This is a genomic window from Allobosea sp., from assembly GCF_017308075.1.
Taxonomy (GTDB): Bacteria; Pseudomonadota; Alphaproteobacteria; order Rhizobiales; family Beijerinckiaceae; genus Allobosea.
Map to the genome: position 1 here is coordinate 1 of NZ_JAFKFX010000008.1, position 2,459 is coordinate 2,459.

General features: G+C 61.8%; 4 protein-coding genes. 2 read left to right on the top strand and 2 right to left on the bottom strand.

The genetic code is table 11. The features are described from left to right. Nucleotides 1-281: GTP-binding protein (locus J0J10_RS00310; RefSeq protein WP_291644334.1), on the bottom strand; the 281-nt coding region annotated here is incomplete at its 3' end. 243 nt (nucleotides 282-524) lie between these two features. Here J0J10_RS00310 and J0J10_RS00315 point away from each other — a divergent pair. Continuing rightward, nucleotides 525-848, top strand: a complete 324-nt coding sequence (locus tag J0J10_RS00315) for an Rdx family protein (protein ID WP_291644336.1) — start codon at nucleotides 525-527, stop codon at nucleotides 846-848. Nucleotides 849-917: 69 nt separating this feature from the next. Here J0J10_RS00315 and J0J10_RS00320 read toward each other — a convergent pair whose 3' ends face one another. Continuing rightward, the gene (locus J0J10_RS00320; protein ID WP_291644338.1) at nucleotides 918-1,064 is read right to left on the bottom strand and encodes a hypothetical protein; all 147 of its coding nucleotides are present in this window, start codon (nucleotides 1,062-1,064) and stop codon (nucleotides 918-920) included. A gap of 1,064 nt (nucleotides 1,065-2,128) precedes the next feature. Between J0J10_RS00320 and J0J10_RS00325 the strand changes: the two genes are divergently transcribed. Beyond that, complete coding sequence (locus J0J10_RS00325; RefSeq protein ID WP_291644340.1) at nucleotides 2,129-2,326, top strand: hypothetical protein; 198 nt, start codon at nucleotides 2,129-2,131, stop codon at nucleotides 2,324-2,326. Nucleotides 2,327-2,459: the final 133 nt, after the last annotated feature.

Sequence of the window (2,459 nt, forward strand, 5' to 3'; positions counted from 1 at the left end):
GTGATCATGTTCTTCACATAGTCGGCGTGACCGGGGCAGTCGACGTGAGCATAGTGACGCGCAGGCGTCTCGTACTCGACATGCGACGTCGAGATCGTGATCCCGCGCGCCTTCTCCTCAGGAGCCTTGTCGATCTGGTCATAAGCCGTGAACGAAGCGCCGCCAGCCTCCGCCAGAACCTTCGTGATCGCAGCCGTCAAAGACGTCTTGCCATGGTCAACGTGACCAATCGTGCCGATGTTGCAGTGCGGCTTCGTGCGGGAGAACTTCTCTTTGGCCATGACACCTTTATCCTCGAAGGCGGCCGCTGGGGGCCGGAAAGCGCGGTGGAATTAGGGGTTTTTGCCTGACGATGCAAGCGCTCCGGCCTGCCGGATCGCCCCGTCCCGCAACGCCGTGCCGTCACGCCCTTGCGGTGGCCGCTCCTTTCCCCGCCCGGAGCCGCGCCCGGCCGCTTGGCAAGCGAGGCCCGCAGGCGCAAAACGGCGCCACCAGCGCTACCTCGCGCCCCCGGAGCCTCCGCCATGACCGTCACCACATCCGCGCCCAAGCCCCTGTCCCGCATCGCCATCACCTATTGCAGCATGTGCAATTGGCTGCTGCGCTCGGCCTGGATGGCGCAGGAGCTGCTCCAGACCTTTGGCCAGGATCTCGGCGAGGTCGCGCTGATCCCGCGCACCGGCGGCATCTTCCAGATCCACTATGACGGCGAGCTGATCTGGGACCGGACGGTCGATGGCGGCTTCCCCGATGTGAAGCAGCTCAAGCAGCGCGTCCGCGACCGGCTCGACCCGGCCCGCGACCTCGGCCATCTCGACGGCCACAAGGCGCAAGCTGCAGACGCCTGAGCGACCGAAGCCTGATACCATCCGCCTCGGCCTCGCCGAGGCGGATTCCGCCAAGGTCAGGCCGCAGCATCACATGCCGAAGCCGACATAGACGGAGTCGCCGCTGAGCTCGCTGAACTTCTTGTTCTTGAAGCCATGGCCCTGCAGCGGCTCGAAGACGCTGAAATGCTCCTGCGACGGCTGCCCTACGCCATAGACCACATAGGCATGGCCCATCTCGCCGAAGGAGGTCGCCGGCCATGCCCGCCTCCCTTATGTTGTCGTCCGCTCCGAAGTCTTGAAATGCCGATACCGGCCGTGCGGGCGCGCCGCGATCATGTTGCTGCGGTTGCCCGGCGGACGCAATCCGCCTCGATTCGGCCGGCCCTCACGCTCGCGGCATCACCGCGAAACGGCCATCGTCGCGTCGCGGCGCGCAAATCTGGATCATCGGGAGGGAAATTGGAGCGGGTACCGGGAATCGAACCCGGGTATTCAGCTTGGAAGTCCATAATGCGGCCTAAACACGTTCAAGTGCCTGTCTCAACGGCAGAATCGTGCACTTGAACGTTCTGATGTGCAAGTCCTCGACGGCAAGCTTTTTTTGACGCTATCCGAGCGTTCCTCCGGCCGGCAACGGGGATTGCTGCAATGGGGACGGCAGGGCCTTCCCTACGGCGCCAGCGCGCCTCGAGGTTGGCGGCAATCGATGGCTGATGTCTGGCCGCGACCGAAGTCATTCGCGGCCATCTGTCAGGGAGATTGTGGCCGCTGAACACACGCCGCGGCGTTTGGGGCAGTCCGGATCTAGGGCGGCGGTTCGGTTTGCACGGCCATTCGCGACTCAAGTCGATAGGCACGGGCACCTTGGCGCTTGAATTCGGCTGCCCACGAAAAGCCGCCAATTCTCACCGATCTCATGGGCCGCCCGAGAACTACCCCCACCTCATCATCCAAGGACTCAATCCTTGCTTCGTATAGCGCAAAAGGATTCATGTACAGGATTCGCGTATCGAATCCTTTTTGCTTGATACACCTAGGTTGAGGCCCTGATCTCGCTGAATCCTTGTCAATACACAAACTACATATGGCGATAAAAATCTTCAACATATCTGATTTGTACTTGACGTTGACATGCTGTCGATTCTATCGAGGTGACCCGTTCAACGGCAACGAGACTTCCGGTGCCCCGGGAGTGACGCTCGAACTGAAGGTGTGGGCCTGGGAATGTGCGCGCTTAGCAATTCGACATGCGGTGGCTGTCGGTGAGTAAGACAGCTTCTAAGCGTGCGGCTCGAACCGTGTTCATTATCAAGCAGGAGGCCATCGACGAGGGCATTCCGGCCGGGCTGCGCGGTACGCCTTTTATCGTTGACGAGGCGGGACAGTTTCATGAGCGGGCGAACGAGTATCTATGGGCGCGGCGAAACGGCGACTGGGCAAGCAGCACACAGGTCCCAGGTAGGCATGTGGAAGCGCAAGGCTGGCCTGCCCCCTGAAAAGTGGCCCTCCCTGAAGTAGGCTTTCGAGCCTTGGAGGATGCCCATTATGCCGCAGAAGAAGCACAAGCCTGAAGAGATCGTCGCGAAGCTGCGCCAGGTCGACGTGCTGTTGTCCCAGGGGCGCCCGGTC

Coding starts and splice junctions, on each gene's coding strand:
- J0J10_RS00315 (WP_291644336.1), top strand. CDS start 525: ATGACCGTCACCACATCCGCGCCCAAGCCCCTGTCCCGCATCGCCATC.
- J0J10_RS00320 (WP_291644338.1), bottom strand. CDS start 1,064: ATGGGCCATGCCTATGTGGTCTATGGCGTAGGGCAGCCGTCGCAGGAG.